The 16,397-nt window shown below is 63.4% G+C and carries 17 protein-coding genes; 9 read left to right on the top strand and 8 right to left on the bottom strand.

The window, feature by feature from the left end:
• Positions 1-10: 10 nt before the first annotated feature.
• Complete coding sequence (locus tag UP06_RS35665) at positions 11-574, bottom strand: nitroreductase family protein (RefSeq protein ID WP_045008344.1); 564 nt, start codon at positions 572-574, stop codon at positions 11-13.
• Between the two features lie 93 nt (positions 575-667).
• Positions 668-2,710 (bottom strand): threonine--tRNA ligase, encoded by a 2,043-nt coding sequence (gene thrS, locus UP06_RS35660; protein ID WP_045008343.1) that lies wholly within the window; start codon positions 2,708-2,710, stop codon positions 668-670.
• Positions 2,711-2,894: 184 nt separating this feature from the next.
• On the opposite strand from thrS, the gene UP06_RS35655 reads away from it, so the two are divergent.
• Both UP06_RS35655 and UP06_RS35650 read left to right on the top strand, forming a co-directional pair.
• Entirely contained in the window at positions 2,895-4,070 is a 1,176-nt protein-coding gene (locus UP06_RS35655; protein WP_045008342.1) for an MFS transporter, read from the top strand.
• A gap of 90 nt (positions 4,071-4,160) precedes the next feature.
• A complete protein-coding gene (locus tag UP06_RS35650; protein WP_045008341.1) occupies positions 4,161-4,550 on the top strand; it encodes a hypothetical protein in 390 nt (129 codons plus the stop codon).
• 18 nt (positions 4,551-4,568) lie between these two features.
• On the opposite strand, the gene UP06_RS35645 is transcribed toward UP06_RS35650, so the two are convergent.
• Both UP06_RS35645 and UP06_RS35640 read right to left on the bottom strand, forming a co-directional pair.
• The gene (locus UP06_RS35645) at positions 4,569-4,895 is read right to left on the bottom strand and encodes a GrlR family regulatory protein (RefSeq protein WP_045008340.1); all 327 of its coding nucleotides are present in this window, start codon (positions 4,893-4,895) and stop codon (positions 4,569-4,571) included.
• Positions 4,896-5,066: 171 nt separating this feature from the next.
• Positions 5,067-6,407 carry an alpha/beta hydrolase gene (locus UP06_RS35640; RefSeq protein ID WP_045008339.1) on the bottom strand — a complete coding sequence of 447 codons (1,341 nt, stop codon included), beginning with the start codon at positions 6,405-6,407 and terminating at the stop codon, positions 5,067-5,069.
• Between the two features lie 316 nt (positions 6,408-6,723).
• Between UP06_RS35640 and UP06_RS35635 the strand changes: the two genes are divergently transcribed.
• Entirely contained in the window at positions 6,724-8,091 is a 1,368-nt protein-coding gene (locus UP06_RS35635) for an APC family permease (protein WP_045008338.1), read from the top strand.
• Between the two features lie 2 nt (positions 8,092-8,093).
• Positions 8,094-9,308: a hypothetical protein gene (locus UP06_RS35630; protein ID WP_156163436.1), complete on the top strand. Its 1,215-nt coding sequence runs from the start codon at positions 8,094-8,096 to the stop codon at positions 9,306-9,308.
• Positions 9,309-9,327: 19 nt separating this feature from the next.
• Here the strand turns inward: UP06_RS35630 and UP06_RS35625 are convergent, their stop codons facing one another.
• Entirely contained in the window at positions 9,328-9,891 is a 564-nt protein-coding gene (locus UP06_RS35625) for a helix-turn-helix domain-containing protein (RefSeq protein WP_045008336.1), read from the bottom strand.
• Between the two features lie 366 nt (positions 9,892-10,257).
• Between UP06_RS35625 and UP06_RS35620 the strand changes: the two genes are divergently transcribed.
• From UP06_RS35620 to UP06_RS35610, 3 genes are all read left to right on the top strand, one after another.
• The gene (locus UP06_RS35620) at positions 10,258-11,571 is read left to right on the top strand and encodes an MFS transporter (protein WP_045008335.1); all 1,314 of its coding nucleotides are present in this window, start codon (positions 10,258-10,260) and stop codon (positions 11,569-11,571) included.
• 69 nt (positions 11,572-11,640) lie between these two features.
• A complete protein-coding gene (locus tag UP06_RS35615; RefSeq protein WP_045008334.1) occupies positions 11,641-12,162 on the top strand; it encodes an MOSC domain-containing protein in 522 nt (173 codons plus the stop codon).
• Positions 12,159-13,115, top strand: a complete 957-nt coding sequence (locus tag UP06_RS35610; protein ID WP_045008333.1) for a PDR/VanB family oxidoreductase — start codon at positions 12,159-12,161, stop codon at positions 13,113-13,115. Before UP06_RS35615 ends, UP06_RS35610 begins: the two co-directional genes overlap by 4 nt.
• 1 nt (position 13,116) lies before the next feature.
• Here the strand turns inward: UP06_RS35610 and UP06_RS35605 are convergent, their stop codons facing one another.
• On the bottom strand, positions 13,117-13,329 hold the full coding sequence (locus tag UP06_RS35605; protein WP_045008805.1) for a hypothetical protein: 213 nt from the start codon (positions 13,327-13,329) through the stop codon (positions 13,117-13,119).
• A gap of 108 nt (positions 13,330-13,437) precedes the next feature.
• Positions 13,438-13,776: a membrane protein insertion efficiency factor YidD gene (gene yidD, locus UP06_RS35600; protein WP_045008332.1), complete on the bottom strand. Its 339-nt coding sequence runs from the start codon at positions 13,774-13,776 to the stop codon at positions 13,438-13,440.
• Between the two features lie 228 nt (positions 13,777-14,004).
• Here yidD and UP06_RS35595 point away from each other — a divergent pair, with 228 nt between their 5' ends.
• Positions 14,005-14,898 (top strand): COG3904 family protein, encoded by an 894-nt coding sequence (locus UP06_RS35595; RefSeq protein WP_045008331.1) that lies wholly within the window; start codon positions 14,005-14,007, stop codon positions 14,896-14,898.
• A gap of 5 nt (positions 14,899-14,903) precedes the next feature.
• Here the strand turns inward: UP06_RS35595 and UP06_RS35590 are convergent, their stop codons facing one another.
• Positions 14,904-15,359, bottom strand: coding sequence for an iron-sulfur cluster assembly scaffold protein (locus UP06_RS35590; protein WP_045008330.1), 456 nt, complete (start codon positions 15,357-15,359; stop codon positions 14,904-14,906).
• Positions 15,360-15,599: 240 nt separating this feature from the next.
• Here UP06_RS35590 and folE point away from each other — a divergent pair, with 240 nt between their 5' ends.
• Positions 15,600-16,289, top strand: coding sequence for a GTP cyclohydrolase I FolE (folE, locus tag UP06_RS35585; RefSeq protein WP_045008329.1), 690 nt, complete (start codon positions 15,600-15,602; stop codon positions 16,287-16,289).
• The last annotated feature ends 108 nt before the right edge of the window (positions 16,290-16,397 follow it).

Raw genomic sequence — 16,397 nt, 5'->3', positions numbered from 1 at the left:
AAGACTTCGATTAAAAACGCGTCACGATGTCGGAAAGGACCGGTCGCGGGCGGTCTTCGCTCGGCTTGATCGGCGTGCCGATGTGGACGAGGCCGGCGAGCTTTTCGTCCGCCTTGAGGCCAAGCCCGTCCAGCACGTCGCGATCGAAGGAGAACCAGCCGGTCAGCCAGCAGGCGCCGTAGCCGAGCGCGGTCGCAGCCGTGACGATGTTCATGACGCTGGCGCCCGCGGACAATTCTTGCTCCCATGCCGGTACCTTCGGATGCGGCTTGGTGAAGCTGACTATGCCGATCACCAGCGGCGCATCGGTGAGGCGCTTGCGCTCGGTCTCGATATCGGCGCTAGGGGCGCCGGGATTTTTCCGGGCAAAGACCTTTGCGATCACCTCGCCGGCGCGCGTCCTTGCATCGCCCTCGAAAATGATGAAGCGCCAGGGCGCCAGCTTGCCGTGGTCGGGCACCCGCGCGCCGATGGTCAAGATGGTCTCGAGCTCGGCCGGCGAGGGGCCGGGGCCAGTCATTTCGCGCGGCTTGACCGAGCGGCGGGTCTTCAAGAGTTCAAGGGCGTCAGGCACTGCGGTTTCCTCTTCGGCTGGTCATCGGGCGTGCAGTCCCCACATAGGAACGCACGCCCGCAACCGAAAGCGAGTTTAGATCGATTTCAGGAATCAGGCCGTGTCGCGCATCCGCCGGACATCCGGCGGGGTCGCCTCATCGACCAGCGCGGCGATCGCCTCGGCCGTCGGCATCACCTTCTGGCCGTCGCTGCCGAGCCGGCGGACCGAGACCGAGTGGCTCTCGGCTTCCTTCTTGCCGACCACGAGCAACGCGGGGATCTTGGCCAGCGAGTGCTCGCGGACCTTGTAGTTGATCTTCTCATTGCGCAGGTCGATCTCGACCCGAAGCCCTGCGCGCCGCGCCTGCTCCAGGACCTGCTTGGCGTATTCGTCGCCTTCCGAGGTGATGGTGGTGACCACCGCCTGCACCGGCGAGAGCCAGAGCGGGAAGTTGCCGGCATAGTGCTCGATCAGGATGCCGATGTAGCGCTCCATCGAGCCGCAGATCGCCCGGTGCACCATCACCGGCGGTTTCTTGCCGCCGTCATGGTCGATGTAGAACGCACCGAACCGCTCCGGCAGGTTGAAGTCGACCTGCGTGGTGCCGCATTGCCAGTCGCGGCCGATGGCGTCGCGCAGCACATACTCGAACTTCGGCCCGTAAAAGGCGCCTTCGCCCGGATTGATCTCGGTCTTGATGTGATTGTTCTGCGACTGGATCTCGCGCAGCACCGTGGCCATCACGCGCTCGGCATGATCCCACATCTCGTCGGTGCCGACGCGCTTGTCCGGCCGGGTCGAGAGCTTGACGGTGAGATCCCCGGTGAAGCCGAAATCGGCATAAGTCGACAGGATGAGGTCGTTGATCTTCAGGCACTCGTCGGCGAGCTGATCCTCGGTGCAGAAGACATGCGCATCGTCCTGGGTGAAGCCGCGCACGCGCATCAAGCCGTGCATGGCGCCGGACGGCTCGTAGCGATGCACCACGCCGAACTCTGCAAGCCGCAACGGCAGGTCGCGATAGCTCTTCAGGCCGTGCTTGAAGATCTGGACGTGCCCCGGACAGTTCATCGGCTTCAGTGCGAACCAGCGCTTGTCCTCGGCCTCGTCGCCGGCCGACTGCGCCGCGAACATGTTTTCGCGATACCAGCCCCAATGGCCGGAGGTCTCCCACAACGACTTGTCGAGGATCTGCGGCGCGTTGACCTCGCTGTAATCACCGGTCAGGCGTCGCCGCATATAGGCGATCAGCTGCTGGAAGATCGTCCAGCCCTTGGCGTGCCAGAACACGACGCCCGGACCTTCCTCCTGGAAGTGGAAGAGGTCGAGCTCGCGGCCGAGCTTGCGATGGTCGCGCTTTTCGGCTTCCTCGATCTGCTTGAGGTAAGCGTCGAGGTCTTCCTGCTTCGCAAACGCCGTGCCGTAGATGCGGGTCAGCATCGGGTTGTTCGAGTCGCCGCGCCAATAGGCGCCGGCCACCTTCATCAATTTGAAGGCGTTGCCGACCTTGCCGGTCGAGGTCATGTGCGGGCCGCGGCAGAGATCGAACCAGTCGCCCTGGTAATAGATATTGATCGGCTCGTTGCCGGGAATGGCGTCGACCAGCTCGACCTTGAAGGCCTCGCCCTTGTCGCGGAACACCTGCTTGGTCTTTTCGCGATCCCAAACCTCTTTCGTAAAGGGTTTGTCGCGCGCGATGAGTTCGCGCATCTTCTTCTCGATCGCGGCGAAGTCTTCCGGCGTGAACGGCTCGTTGCGGAAGAAGTCGTAATAGAAGCCGTTCTCGATCACGGGGCCGATGGTGACCTGGGTGCCCGGCCACAGCGATTGCACGGCTTCGGCGAGCACATGCGCGCAGTCGTGGCGGATCAGCTCGAGCGCGCGGGGATCGTCGCGGTTCACGAGCTCGATCTTCGCATCGGCCTCGATCGGATCGTTGAGGTCGGCGAGTTCGCCGTCGAGCGCCATCGCAACCGTGCGCTTGGCCAGCGATGGCGAGATGCCCTTGGCGATCTCCATGCCGGTCGTGCTCTTGGCGTATTCGCGTCGAGCGCCGTCGGGGAAGGCGAGGGTGATTTTTTCCGGCGGGGTCACGGGTCTCAAATTGCTGAGGCTGTATTGGAAGCCGGATTCGGACTTGCGGTCATCGGTCATTGCTTTTCTCCTGAGGCTCACTCCTGCGAACGAGCGCAGGTAAGCGGGAACGAGCGATATATCAGGCGATTCGGCCTGTGCAATCCGGCATTTCCAAGAAAATGGGCGCGTAAAGGTGGTGCCTGCATCAACTATTTCGAGGAGGCCCTTTAATTGGCCATGGCTCTGGTCTACATGCATTTGCATGGAAAATCTCCGCGCCGGCCGTTTCGCGCCAACCGCCCTGATGCTTGGTAATATCGTCACCGGCAGCTCGGTGCTGGCGCCGGCGGGCATGCTGCCGGAATTGTCGGCGGGGCTTGGGATCAGCATCCACGCGGCGGGGCTCCTGATCACGTTTGGTGCGATCACGCTGTGCATCGGCTCGCCGCTGACGGCCTGGCTGACCAGCCGCATCGAGCGGCGGACGTTGCTTACGACCACACTCGCAGTGCTTGCAGCCGGCAATCTCGCCTCGGCCTTCGCACCCGACTACACGACCCTTCTCGTCATCCGTCTGGTGATGCTCGCCGTCGGCGCGCTCTATACGCCGCAAGCTGCCGGCACGGCAGCGCTGCTGGTGCCGGCCGAACGGCGGGGCAGCACGATCGCTTATATTTTCCTCGGCTGGTCGCTCGCCGCCGCCGTCGGCCTCCCGCTGATCACTTTCATCGCCAGCCGCTATGGTTGGCGCGCCGCCTATGGCGGGATCGGTGTGCTCGGCTGCATCAGCTTCCTGTTGCTGCTGGTGCGCCTGCCTGCCGGCTTGAAGGGGACGCCCGTCGACCTGAAGACCTGGCGCGAGGTCGGCCGCAGCAGGACGATCCTGCTGCTGCTGGCGATCACGATGCTGCAAATGTCCGGACAGTTCGCGGTGTTCACCTTCATGGGCCCGCTGCTCAAGAAGCTGACCGAAGCGAGCCCGGATGCGATCGGCATGGTGTTCGCTCTCTACGGCGTCAGCGGCTTTCTTGGTGTCGCGATCGCGACCCGCATCGTGGACACCTGGGGACCCTATCGGACCTCACTGCTGTTCACATGCCTGGTGCTTGTGGGCATCACGGGGTGGGCGCTGAGTGCCGGCACTATTGTGTGGATGGCGATTGCGGTCGCGATCTGGGGATTGGGCTTTGCCTCGACCAATTCGATGCAGCAGGTGCGGCTGGTCGCGGCAGCGCCACCGCTGGCATCGGCCACCGTCGCACTCAATACGTCGGTCCTCTATATCGGCCAGGCCATCGGCTCCGCGGTCGGCGGGATGTTGTTTGCCGGAGAGCTCCTGCACACGATCGGCTTCGTGGCGGTCGGCTTCGTCGTCCTGGCGCTGATGTTGGTAGTCCTGACCCGGCCGCGGCCGGCTGCTGCTGCTGCTCCGGCCTGAGGCCAGCGTTTCCTGGTCGCAAGGCGCTTGGCAAACCGAGGGGGAGAGCGCTAGAAGGCCAGTTATGGGGACCAAAGAGAGTTGACTGAAATGAGGATGATTCTGGCGGTTGCCGCGGTGCTCTATTCAGCCTCCGCGTTTGCGCAAACCGACAAGCCACCGATGGTGGGGGACAAGCCGCTGGTGCAGGTCAAGCCCAAGGGGACGAAGGCGGGGACCAAAGAGGCAGCGGCCAAGCCGGCCGCAGCGCCGAAGGGCAAGCCGCAATCGATCGCGGCGCGGCTCCAGGCCTGCCTCGAGACCGACGATGGCACCAAGGACCGGCTCAACTGCTACGATGCCATTATTCCGCCAACGCCGAAGCCGAAGCCGGCGAAGGCCAAGGGTTACGCCGATTGCCGCTTCTTCAAGGAGGAGGACGAGCGACTGGCCTGCTTCAACGGCTTTGCCGAGAGCATTCCGAAGCTGCCGAAAAGCTGAGGCCTGGGAGCTGGACGGCTAATCGCTGAGCCGGCTCAGCACGGCCCTGAAGGCAACGCCCGGCACTTGCAGCGCGGTGCCTTCGAATTCGGCCATATCGCCGTCTTCGCGACCGCTGAGCGTCAGCGTGATCCGGTCGAGCCCGAACAGCGCCTTGAATGACGGGTCGTCATTGTAGCGCTCGGTCGAGATCTTGACCTTGATGCTGTCGCCTTCGCCCGTGTAAGAGCCGATGAAGGCGAAGGCCGAATTGCCGCCGCGCATCTTGCCATCCGTCACATAGACGACGCCGCAGCCGGTTCCATGAACCGTGTGGAAGTCGACCTTATATAGTCCCTGACGCACTACCTGTTCCCGCAAAATTCCAACTGCTACTTGGCCGGCAAATTATGATCGTGGCCAGCGGAAGCAATCCGTTGGCTCCCGGGGATGCGGGCCATCAACATCACATTTTGATCAAAGCCTGAAAGAATTGCGGGCAAGCGCGGCCAAATCCCGGCCCGCGCAATATCCAGGCTATCGGCCTGATGCGGAGGAGCCCGTGGTGGCCGCAACACGCGTCAGCGCCAGCGCCGGCGTCGCCGACATCTTCACCAGCACGTCCTTGAGCGGATATTGCGTCCACGCGCGGTTGACGTAGTCGCGATGGGTGATGCCGTCGCCGGTTTCGACGAACACCACGCTGCCGGGGCGCAAGGGGCCGTCCATGTCCTCGGAAACGCCGATGCCCTTCTGCCGCAGCATGCTCATCAGCTCGCGATCGCGCCGTGCGGTGTAGTGGGTGTAGGAGCTGACGAAGAAGCCGGAGCGGTGGCTCTCGATCCAGGATGCGAACTTGTCCATTTCGCCGTAGACCGCATCAAGCAGGACAACGCCACGGACGCGGTCGCTGATGCCGCCGACCTCGAGGCTCCATGCCGTCGGCAGGAAGCCGCCGCTATAGCCGACGATCACGATCGGCATGTTGGCGAAGGCGCGTGCGCTGTTGGGATCGCCGGTCATGCGGGCGAGGTGGCTGGCCGATTCCTCCATGAAGCGCTTGAGACCGCCAGGCTGCCAGAACTTGCCGGCGCTGGAATCGGCAGCGTCGACCGCCATCTGCGGGGCGAGCAGGATGGCGTTGGCGCCGGAATCAGTGATCTGCTGCGGCACCAGTTGCCGGTCGCGCACGTCACGCTCCAGCGTCGCGCCATTGCCGTGGAAGAACACCACGATCACACCCGGCTTGCGCACGTCGAAATGCTCAGGGACGTGCACCAGCACGCGGCTGTCGTTGTAGGTCTCGTCCTGCCACAACACGCGACCGGAATAGCTGCGGTGGCCGCGGCGGTCGCCCTTGGAGATGTTGAGGAAGGGCGTGTCGGAGGCCGGATTGTTGCCGAAATAGGGGAACGCGGACGATTTCATGCTGACGAGGGTCGTCAGGTCTTCGCGCGGTGGACGCTGATAGGGGACCTGCGGCGTGAGCGAGGCCACCCTGTAGGGCGCCTGTTCCGGCTGCTGCTGTACGGCGCGCTTGGGCGAGAAGTCCGACATCTGCCGTTGCAGGAGACTCTCGCTCGCCGAGGGGAAGCGTTCCCTGAACTGCGGGGCGGGGAAGCGATCTTCGAATGTGTCGCTGCTTGCAACTTGCGGATTGGTCTTGGCGACGGTCTGATTGACGACTTGGACATTGGCCTGCGAGTTCGCCGCGAGCGCCGCCGGATTGGGCGCCTTGCCGCATTGAACCAGCGTCAGCGACAGCGGCACCAAGGCTGAGATCAGGACGATCCGGAGCGCACGACCGCGCGCGCCGGACGCCTTGGTCGTCCAGTCAGCACGAATGTCTGCTTTCACTTTCGGAACGACCCCGACCATCCACCCATGACCCCGAGTCCAGCGGCTATGTTTAAGCCAATTGAGCCGACTGGCGTTTAGGCGACGTTAAGTGTCCGGACAAACTTCCCCACATCCGGAACGATCAAAAAAGACCACGCAATCGTGTCGCGATTGTGGGGGAGGAGCGTGGTTTTCGGCAGTCGACTACGGGGTTATCGCCCAAAAGCGTGCATAGAAGGTGTTTAAATACCTATTTTGGCCGCCTCATTTAGCCCTTGTTAACCCTGCTTGAATTGACTGGACCAATCTGCACGATGCTTCCCACGAGGCGCGACGCCTGAGGTTAAGGACCCCGATGACGGCATCAGATGCGGGAACGGCGGCCTGGACCGGCCGGCTGACCGGAGGCGGCTCCGGGGTTTCCGGTCTGGTCGCAACCGCCATCGTCGTTGCCGACATGATCGGCGTCGGTGTCTTCACCAGCCTCGGCTTCCAGGTCAAGGACATCCCCTCCGGCTTTTCGATCCTCTCGCTGTGGACCATCGGCGGCATCGTCGCGCTGTGCGGCGTATTCTCCTACAGCGAGCTCGGCGCGATGTTTCCGCGCTCGAGCGGCGAGTACAATTTTCTCGGCCGCGCCTATCATCCCGCCTTCGGCTTTCTCGCCGGCTGGGTCTCGGCGACGGTCGGCTTCGCAGCACCGGTCGCGCTCGCCGCCATGGCGTTCGGCGAATACGCCAAGTCCGTCGTCCCTGGTGTGCCGCCGATCCCGCTCGCGATCGGCGTGGTATGGCTGGTCTCGCTCGTGCAATTGACCGGCGTCAGGCACTCCTCGACCTTCCAGCTGATCTCGACCATCCTGAAGGTCGTGCTGATCGTGGCCTTCCTGGTCGCCGGCTTTGTTGTCGGTGTGCCGCAACCGATCTCCTTTGCGCCGCAAGCGAGCGATCTGGCCCACATCGTCAGCGCGCCCTTCGCGATCGGGCTCGTCTTCGTGATGTACTCGTTCTCGGGGTGGAACGCCGCGACCTACATCATCGGCGAGATGAAGACGCCGCAGCAGAGCCTGCCGCGGGCGTTGCTCGGGGGCACGCTGATCGTGCTGGTGCTGTACGTCGCACTGAATGCGGTGTTTTTGTACTCCACGCCAATCAGCGCGCTCGCCGGTCAGCTTGATGTCGCGAGCGTTGCCGGCAGCGCCATCTTCGGCGGGATCGGCGGGCGGATCGTCGGCGCGATGATCTGCGTCGGCCTGATCTCCTCGATCAGCGCGATGATGTGGATCGGCCCGCGCGTGATGATGACGATGGGGGAGGACATTCCGGCGCTTCGTGTGTTCTCGCGCAAGTCGACGAGCGGTGCGCCGGCCTATGCCATCCTGTTTCAGCTCGCGGTCTCGAACTTGCTGCTGTTCACGCGCAGCTTCGAGGCGGTGCTCGACTTCATCCAGTTTGCGCTCTTGTTCTGCTCGTTCTTCACGGTGGCCGGCGTCATCAAGCTGCGTATTACCGATCCCGACCTGCCGCGGCCCTATCGCGCCTGGGGATACCCGTTCACGCCTCTCGTTTTCCTGCTCGTGACCGCCTTCATGATGTACTACCTTTTGACCGAGCGGCCGGTGCAGTCGCTCGCTGGGATGCTGGTTATGCTTGCTGGCCTGTTGATTTATGCTGTTTTCCGCAGGCGGCCGGTCGCCGCTGCCACTTCATCACATCGCGAATAGACATGTTTCGACCCATGAGAATTGCGGCCGTCGCTCTCGCCCTGCTGGCTGCGGCCATCTCGTCGGCGCGTGCTGCCGAGGTCACCTTCGACGACACTGCGCGCTTTCTTGCCGGCATGCAGCCTTCGGCGGACTCGCCGCTGGTGGCGCTCACCAAGGACCCGTCCTGGCCGCATCACGCAAAATTCTTCGACGGCGCCTTCGCCCAGCTCGAGCAGCGGCAATTGTCGAAGATCCGGAGTTGGTCCGACGTCAATCTGGCCGCGCCCCGGCCGACCATGTTCTACCTGTTCAGCGGCCCGGATTTCCTCTACGCCAACGCGTTCTATTCCAAGGCCAGCACCTATGTGCTCGGCGCGCTGGAGCCGGTCGGTGCGGTCCCTGACCTGTCGAAGCTGCCGCGCGGGTCGGTCGGTGGGGCGCTCTACAATGTCGAGCGCTCGCTCGGCTCGATCCTGAGCTTCTCCTTCTTCATCACCAAGCAGATGAAGGTCGACCTGCACACCAACCAGGTCAACGGCACCTTGCCGATCCTCTATGTCTTCCTCGCGCGCTCAGGCAAGACCATCCGCAACGTCGAGATGATCGCACTCGACGACAAGGGAGGGGTGCATACCGGCAACGACAATCCCGGGCCGAACGCGACGCGTGGCGTCCGCATCACCTTTGCCGGCAGCGACGGTGAGGCGCGCACGCTGTATTATTTCTCGACCGATCTCTCCAATTCCGGCGCGCGCGCGGCCGGATTCCTGAAGTTCTGCGAGACACTCGGGCCTGGCAACAGTTTGATCAAGAGTGCGTCCTATCTGCTGCACGCCGGCAACTTCACGGTTGCTCGCGACTGGCTGCTCGCCAACAGCTCCACCATCATCCAGGACGATTCCGGCATTCCGCTTGCCAATTACAATTCGCGGCAATGGCGGTTCTTCCCGTTCGGCCGCTATCTCGGACCGATCAGTGAATTCCCCGGCCGCTATCAGGAGCGCTACGCCGAATTGTTCACGCGCGCGCAGCCGATCGATTTTGGCGTCGGCTATCGCTGGCGGATGCATGAGTCGAATTTGCTGCTGTCGGTGAAGACACCGGGGAGCGAGACTGCGCCTGCCGCGGAGACCACCTCGTCCGCCGAGCCGCCGCCGAAGCCGCCACGCCCGAAGCGGCCGCGTCCGCCCGAGCCGGTTCCGCCGCCCCCCGGACGCTTCTTCTGGTTCCGCTAGCCTGCTGCTGAGGCCTGCGTCAGGCCGCCGGGCTCTGCGCAACGACGACAAGAACCTCCGCCTTCTGCCGGCCGAGGCTCCTGACCTCGTGTGGTGTCTCACCTGAAAAATACAGACAGTCGCCCTTGCCGAGGACCAGCTCTTCGCCGTCGAGCTTGATCGCGATCTTGCCGTTGATGACGAACAGCAGCTCCTCGCCCGCATGCGACGCGCGCGTTGCCGATTTGTGCGGCGGGCTCAGCAGGAACGGCTCCATCATCTTGCGGGTGCGGCCGGTGACGAGCGGGACCACACCAAACGTGTCCTGGAACAGCGGCACATTGCCGTTCTCGCGGCGGAACAGCGTGTAGCGCGGTGCGGGCTCGGCGTTCGGGTCGAAGAAGTTCGCGACATTGACCTCAAGCGCCGCGGCCATCCGGAGCAGGGCTGCGAGCGAAGGGATCTTCAGATTGCGCTCGACCAGCGAGATGTAGCCGCGCGTGAGATCGCTCTGCCTGGCGAGCTGATCCAGCGTCAGGCCCTTGGCGATCCGCGCCTGGCGGATATTTGCCCCGACGGCTGCCGCCTTGCTGACGTCAAGCACGCATGTGTCTCCAGGTAACGACCGAGTTGTTGCTCCACCTTTTGCAATAGATATGCCTCAACCGCCAGCCCGGCGCTCCGCGGGGGCTCGCTCAGCCCGCACCAAGTGTATCCCAACAGAAAACTTATGCGCGGAAATTTCAAGCAGACCCGCAGATATTGTGAGCAGATTCGTTGGTATCCCAGGAAATGTAGCTAAAAAATAGGGCAATAGAGGCATTGTGCCGATCCGCGCAGCATTTGCCGGCTTCCGCGTCATTGATTTCTGTCAGTAAACATGGTCGATTTTTCGCGTCGTGGCTGCCGATGGGCTCCACGGCCAGAACCAACTGCTTTTCCCTGGCGCCGGTACCTTTTGGAGAGATCGATGACCGTAGCAGACGACATAGCCCTGAACGTAGCGCCGGACGAGGCGGCGAGCTTGCGACGGATCGTGTGGTCGAGCGTGATCGGCACCGCGGTCGAATGGTACGACTTCCTGATTTACGGCACGGCGACCGCGCTGGTCTTCAACAAGGTGTTCTTCGCCGCCGGCAACCCCACGCTTGCTACGATCGCGGCCTTCGGTACTTACGCGGTCGGATTTCTGGCGCGCCCGCTTGGCGCTGCGATCTTCGGTCACTACGGCGACCGGGTCGGCCGCAAGGCGATGCTTGCGATCACGATCATGGTGATGGGCATTGGCACCTTCCTGATTGGTCTGCTTCCCACCTACCAGCAAATCGGCATCGCCGCGCCGGTGCTGCTGATCGCCTTACGCTTTCTCCAGGGCATCGGCCTCGGTGGTGAATGGGGCGGCGCGGTGCTGATGGTGGTCGAGAACTGTCCGACGCACCGCCGCGGCTTGCTCGGCAGCATGGTGCAAGTCGGCAATCCCATCGGCAATCTCGCGGCGATCGGCATGTTTGCGCTGGTGGCGAGCCTGCCGGAAAGCGACTTCATGACCTATGGTTGGCGGAGTCCGTTCCTGATCTCGATCGTCCTGGTCGGTGTTGGCCTCTACATCCGCCTCAACATGGAAGAGACCGCGGCTTTCCGTCAGGTTCAGGCAAAGAAAGAAGTGGCAAGCCTTCCGATCGTCGAGATCTTCAAGCACCACCGCAAGCCGTTCTTCACCGCGGTCGGGCTGAAGATCTCCGAGATCGCCTATGCCAGCATCGGCGGCGTGTTCGTGATGTCGTACGCCACGGCCAATCTCGGACTGTCGCGTACGGTGGTGTTGAACGGCGCGTTCGCGGCATCGCTGGTCGCGCTGTTCGCCATCCCCTTGTTCGGCTGGCTGTCCGACATCGTCGGCCGCAAGAGGATGTTCTATGCAAGTTGCGTGTTCTCGGCGCTGTTTGCCTTCCCGCTGTTCTGGCTGCTGAACACCCGCGATCCCACCATCGTCATCTGCACCATCGTGGTCGCGATCACCTTCGGCCAGATGGTGATGTTCGGCATCGGTGCGCCCTGGTACTCCGAGCTGTTTTCCGCACGCTTGCGTTATAGCGGGGCTTCGCTCGGATTCCAGGTCGGCGCGGCGATCAGCGGCGGATTGACACCGCTGATCGCGGCCTCGCTGATGGCCTGGAGCGGAGGCGCCACCTGGCCGGTGTCGCTGCTGCTGATCGCCTGCGCCGCCGTCACGGCGATCGCGACCACGTTCGCGCCGGAAATGGCGAACAAGGAACTGACCTGATCCCCCGGCTCGCCGCTGCTTGCGGCGCGCCATAGCTTCTCGCAAGGATCGTCTCACAAGGATTCTGTCATGCTCGACACCATCAGCGCCGGTTCGGCGCAGAGCGCAGCACGCCTCGCCTGGACCGGCGTAGTGCGCTTCCTTCATCTCACCCCGCGTGCGTTCCTGCCGATGCGCGCGATGGAATCGATCACCCTCATCGCCGGCAGGGGGATCGAAGGCGATCGCTACCTGATCGGCAATGAAGAGGGTTTTTATTCGCACAAGCCCGAAGAGGGCCGGCAGGTCACCTTGTTCGAGCTCGAGACACTGATCGCGCTCAAGCGCGACGCCGGCATCGAGCTCGGTCCCGAAGAGCATCGGCGTAACGTGACCGTCGAGGGCGTGCCGTTGAACCATCTGGTCGGCCGCCGCTTCTGGTTGGGGGAGACCCTGCTGGAGGCAACCCGCTTGTCGATACCGTGTCGGCATATCGAGGAGATTACCGGCAAGGCGATCTTCGATCCCCTGATCAATCGCTCGGGCCTCAACTGCAAGATCCTGCAAGGCGGTATGGTCAGGGTCGGCGACACCGTGCGGAACGCGGCATGAAGGCGCGTCCGATCACGACGATCAAGACGGTCGTTGCCGGGATCGAGCAGGGCTGTGCAGGCATAAAACTGTTCACGCTGGCCGATCTCGACCAATGGGAGCTGCCGCCGTTCAAACCCGGCGCGCATATCGATCTGCATCTGCCGAACGGGCTCGTCCGCACCTATTCGCTGTGCAACGAGCCCGCCGACAACACGCGCTATGTCATCGCGGTCAAGCGCGAGGCGGACGGACGCGGCGGCTCGCGCGCACTGCACGACGAGATCGGGATTGGCGATGTCATCGGCGTCTCGCTGCCGCGCGGTGGGCTGAAGTCGGAGACTTCGATCACGCGCTACGTGTTCGTCGCAGGCGGCATCGGCGTGACGCCGTTCCTGTCGATGGCGCGGCACCTCGCGAGAACGGGTGGCGCCGACTTCACGCTGCATCTGATCGTGCGCGCGGAGATGCCGCTGGCCGCGCAGCTCGCGTCGCTGATCGATGAGGGCCGCGTCGTCGTGCATCGTACGTCCCGGACTGGGCGTCCGGATCTCGCGGAGCTGGTCGGCGGCGCCGGACCGGAAACACTGGTCGCTTGCTGCGGCCCAGAAAGCATGATCGACGATTTCGAGCGTGTGACCGCAGCGTGGCCCGCGGCCCATGTTCACATTGAGCGCTTTGTCGCCCCGGCGCCGGTCATCGATCCCGACGCCAAGCCATTCACGGTATCGCTGGCGCGCACGGGGACCGAAATCCAGGTTCGCGCCGGCCAGACCATGATTGCCGCATTGCAGGAAGGGGGCGTCGACATCGCGACCTCATGCTGCGGCGGCATCTGCGGCGCCTGCAAGGTCGGATGGATCGAGGGCAAGCCCATCCACCGCGACCGCATTCTGTCGCCGTATGAGCGCGAACGCTATCTCATGGTTTGCGTCGCCGGGTCAGACGCGGAGCGCTTGGTGCTGGACCTCTGAACTACCAGTGCACGCTCTGGCTCGGCACAATGAACGCTGTCGTACTCGGCTGCGTGGCGAAGCTTGTCGCCAGATACCAGCCAGAGCCGAGGACGAGCGTGAGCAGGACCACGATCGCGATCATGTCGATGGTTCGGGGATCGTGATCCCTTGGATTAAACTTGGGATGCGGACCAAGCCTGAAGTGAAAATGAGGGCTGATTTTCCAGCGCATTGTTGTTTCCTCCCCGGGGAGCATCACAACAACGACATGGAAAAGTTCCGGTTCCGCTCAGAGCAGCGATGCGCAAAGCACCGCAGCATACTTACCGCAGCTATTTGCCTACGACGCGTTGACGCCGCGCCAGCGGCCGTAGCGCCACGGCAGATACCAGCGCGCGGCCGGCGGCGTGGTGAGGGGCACATTGTCGATGCCGGACGTTCCGAAGGGGTTGCAGCGCAACACGCGCGCGAGCGTCATCCAGCCGCCAGCCCAGAGTCCAAAGCGCTCGATCGACTCGTCGCCATAGACGGAGCAGGTCGGCAGGTGCCGGCAATTATAGCCAACCAGCGGCGACAGCGTGTGTCGGTACAACCAGATCAGCGCGCGGCCGAATCTGCGCGGCAGCCGCAGCGTCTCAGTCACGGGGCCGGAACAGTGCTCGCAAGTTGAGTGCTTCATGTGCGCTGTGCCGACATCCTGTGCGCCTTGATGCGCAGTTCCAACGCAGGGAACAGCGAGCTGTTGTGCGCACGCCATACTTTGCCTGCTTTCTGGGAGCAGTGCAGCAAGTACCTATGGACGATCTGTATTCCCCCGGATACCATTTTTGTGACGTCCATGTGAGACTCATTGGAACGTCGAAACGGGGCTTGCCTGAACGCTCTTGGGGCTTGGGAAGGGACCAGTTTGAAACTTCTGAAGTCGCTCAATCTACGCGGCTGGTTGCTGGTGGGAACCGCCGCTTGCGGCGTCATGTTGGCGGGTGCCGTGGCGACCTTCGGGTCGTCGGCCCGTGCCGGCGGCTCCCTCGAAGAGCGCAAGCTGCCGATGAAGTTTGGCTGGGTCGCCTGCGATCCCAACTGTCGCGGCTGGGTCAGCGCGGTCGGCATCATCACCGCTGATACGCCCAAGGATTTCGACGACTTCGCCCGCGGGCGCCAGCTTGGCGGCGCCACCGTGGTGCTCGACTCCAGCGGAGGTTCCGTCAACGACGCGATCACGCTCGGCCGGCGCTTCCGCAATCTCGGCCTTTTGACCACGGTCGGCATCACGCAGCAGAACCGCGATGGGCAGAGTGCCCGTCCGGCGGTCGCCTCGGAAGCCTATTGCGAATCCATGTGTGTGTTCCTGCTGCTCGCCGGCAAGAAGCGCTACGTGCCGGAGGCGGCCCATGTTCGCGTCCACCAGATCTGGATGGGCGACCGCGCCGACGATGCGAGGGCCGCGAGCTACAGCGCCCAGGACCTGATGATCGTGGAACGCGACATCGGCCGGCTTGCCAAATACACATTTGATATGGGCGGAGCCGGCGATCTCCTGTCGCTCGCGCTCAACGTGCCGCCCTGGGAAGATCTGCACGAGCTGGACGCTGGCGAGCTGAAGCTTACCAATCTGGTGACGACCGATCTCGTGGCTGACGTGCTGCCGCATGTGGACGTCTCTGCGCCCGCGATGGCGGAGCTTGCGCCGAAGACGCAGGCAAGGTTCGGCGAGGAACCGGAGCAGCCGCAGCCTGCCAAGTCGACCAAGACGGCCGAAGCCCTGGTGCCGACGGGTGCGGCGGCTGCGTCGCAGAAGTAAAAGCTTCAGCCCTGCGCAGTGACCGGCTGCTTGGCCTTCGCCTCGATCTGCCCGATCGCGTCGACCACGGCATCGAAGGTCAAAAGCGTCGAGGCGTGGCGCGCCTTGTAATCTCGGACCGGCTCGAGGAATTTTATCTCGTCCCATTTGCCCTCGGGAGGCGCGCCATTCTCCTTCAGCATCTTGCGAACGGTTTCGCGTAACTCACGGAGTTCGCTCGCAGTCGAGCCGACGACGTGACTTGCCATAATGGATGAAGAGGCCTGCCCCAGCGCGCAGGCCTTCACGTCATGGGCGAAGTCGGTGACGGTGTCGCCATCCATCTTGAGGTCGATCTTGACGGTCGAGCCGCACAATTTGGAGTGGGCGGTGGCACTGGCATGCGGGTCGGATAGCCGCCCGAGGCGCGGAATATTGCCGGCCAGTTCGATGATCCGCTTGTTGTAGATGTCGTTCAGCATGTGATGGAGTCCAACACTTCCGGGCTGGATCGGCCTTGGCGGGCGCCGTCCACGGCCTTATATAGGGTCGGAACTGGCGGAAAAACAGTCCGACGGTCTGCCGGTGCTGATTCAGAACCGCGCGACCGGCGTTCTAGCCGAAGACCCTTTTCGCCAAAACTGTTCTCTTCAGGCGTCCGGCGGCATGCCGCCCCGTCTGCCGGTGACACTCCGGCCACAAGGCCGTCGAACGGAGTAGACATGGACGCTGCAATCAAATCCATCCGCCCCAGCAAGCCCTCCGACAGGCAACCCGAGAGCCGCCCGGCCGAGCTTGATCCTGCCGAATTCCTCGCAGCCGCCGTCCGCGCCGACCAGCCGCGCCCCGCGCGCGCCGAGGCGGAAGCGGCGGTGAAGACGCTGCTCGCCTATATCGGCGAGAACACCGAGCGCGAGGGCCTGCTCGACACGCCGCGCCGCGTGGTCGAGGCCTTCGACGAGCTCTATCAGGGCTACCACCAGTGCCCGGCCGAGGTGCTCGACCGCACCTTTGGCGAGACCGCCGGCTATGACGATTTCGTGCTGGTGCGCGACATCGAGTTCACCTCGCAGTGCGAGCATCACATGATGCCGTTCTACGGCAAGGCGCACATCGCCTATACGCCGGTGGAGCGCGTCGTCGGTCTGTCCAAGCTTGCGCGCCTGACCGACATCTTCGCCCGCCGGCTCCAGACCCAGGAGCATTTGACGGCGCAGATCGCCGCCGCCATCGACGAGATCCTGAAGCCCCGCGGCGTTGCTGTCCTGATCGAGGCCGAGCATACCTGCATGTCGGTACGCGGTGTCGCCAAGCATGGCGCCTCCACGTTCACCAGCCGCTTCACCGGCATGTTCCGCGACAATCCGGCGGAGCAGGCCCGCTTCCTGTCTCTGGTGCGAGGTCTTCGCTGACCTCGCAAAGATCTATTGTTTGAGCATGATCTCCGCGCAAACGCATTTTGCGTTTGTCGCGAGGGAAAACCGCTGCACACTTTTCCGGATCATGCTCTAGCGAGGTCG

Source organism: Bradyrhizobium sp. LTSP857, from assembly GCF_000938285.1.
Lineage (GTDB): Bacteria > Pseudomonadota > Alphaproteobacteria > Rhizobiales > Xanthobacteraceae > Bradyrhizobium.
Note: the sequence above shows the minus strand (reverse complement) of the source record. Positions and strands in the feature narration are given on the sequence as shown.

Excerpts from the sequence above, each read along its gene's own strand:
- thrS (WP_045008343.1), bottom strand. The coding sequence starts at position 2,710 with ATGACCGATGACCGCAAGTCCGAATCCGGCTTCCAATACAGCCTCAGC.
- UP06_RS35655 (WP_045008342.1), top strand. The coding sequence starts at position 2,895 with ATGGAAAATCTCCGCGCCGGCCGTTTCGCGCCAACCGCCCTGATGCTT.
- UP06_RS35650 (WP_045008341.1), top strand. The coding sequence starts at position 4,161 with ATGAGGATGATTCTGGCGGTTGCCGCGGTGCTCTATTCAGCCTCCGCG.
- UP06_RS35640 (WP_045008339.1), bottom strand. The coding sequence starts at position 6,407 with ATGGTCGGGGTCGTTCCGAAAGTGAAAGCAGACATTCGTGCTGACTGG.
- UP06_RS35635 (WP_045008338.1), top strand. The coding sequence starts at position 6,724 with ATGACGGCATCAGATGCGGGAACGGCGGCCTGGACCGGCCGGCTGACC.
- UP06_RS35630 (WP_156163436.1), top strand. The coding sequence starts at position 8,094 with ATGTTTCGACCCATGAGAATTGCGGCCGTCGCTCTCGCCCTGCTGGCT.
- UP06_RS35620 (WP_045008335.1), top strand. The coding sequence starts at position 10,258 with ATGACCGTAGCAGACGACATAGCCCTGAACGTAGCGCCGGACGAGGCG.
- UP06_RS35615 (WP_045008334.1), top strand. The coding sequence starts at position 11,641 with ATGCTCGACACCATCAGCGCCGGTTCGGCGCAGAGCGCAGCACGCCTC.
- UP06_RS35610 (WP_045008333.1), top strand. The coding sequence starts at position 12,159 with ATGAAGGCGCGTCCGATCACGACGATCAAGACGGTCGTTGCCGGGATC.
- UP06_RS35605 (WP_045008805.1), bottom strand. The coding sequence starts at position 13,329 with ATGCGCTGGAAAATCAGCCCTCATTTTCACTTCAGGCTTGGTCCGCAT.
- yidD (WP_045008332.1), bottom strand. The coding sequence starts at position 13,776 with ATGAAGCACTCAACTTGCGAGCACTGTTCCGGCCCCGTGACTGAGACG.
- UP06_RS35590 (WP_045008330.1), bottom strand. The coding sequence starts at position 15,359 with ATGCTGAACGACATCTACAACAAGCGGATCATCGAACTGGCCGGCAAT.
- folE (WP_045008329.1), top strand. The coding sequence starts at position 15,600 with ATGGACGCTGCAATCAAATCCATCCGCCCCAGCAAGCCCTCCGACAGG.